The sequence below is a fragment of the Cupriavidus sp. SIMBA_020 genome, from assembly GCF_046535395.1.
GTDB lineage: Bacteria > Pseudomonadota > Gammaproteobacteria > Burkholderiales > Burkholderiaceae > Cupriavidus > Cupriavidus campinensis.
The window spans coordinates 1-257 of the sequence record NZ_JAWRWU010001045.1 but is presented as its reverse complement, the minus strand read 5'-3'; the positions used below and the strand labels follow the sequence as shown (position 1 = coordinate 257).

The 257-nt window shown below is 70.0% G+C and carries 1 protein-coding gene; it reads left to right on the top strand.

Features of this window, described 5'->3' with window-relative positions; all coding sequences use genetic code 11:
- Positions 1 to 257: LysE family translocator (locus SB751_RS32665; protein ID WP_410749340.1), on the top strand; the 257-nt coding region annotated here is incomplete at both ends.

Below are 257 nucleotides of genomic sequence, written 5' to 3'. Positions count from 1 at the left end.
GCGGCGCGCGGGGCTGGTCTCGCTCGGCGGCGTGGCGCTCGGCTACGTGTTCTACATGTTCTGCGCGGCGTTCGGCATTACCGCGTTGCTGTTGACGGTGCCCTACGCCTACGACGCATTGCGTTTCGGCGGCGCGCTCTACCTGCTGTACCTGGCCGTGCGCACCTTCCGCTCGCGACCGGTGTCGCACATGCCCGATGCGGGCCGGGCCCGCTCGCCCGTGCGCGAAGTCTCCCTGCAAGGCCTGCTGACCAACC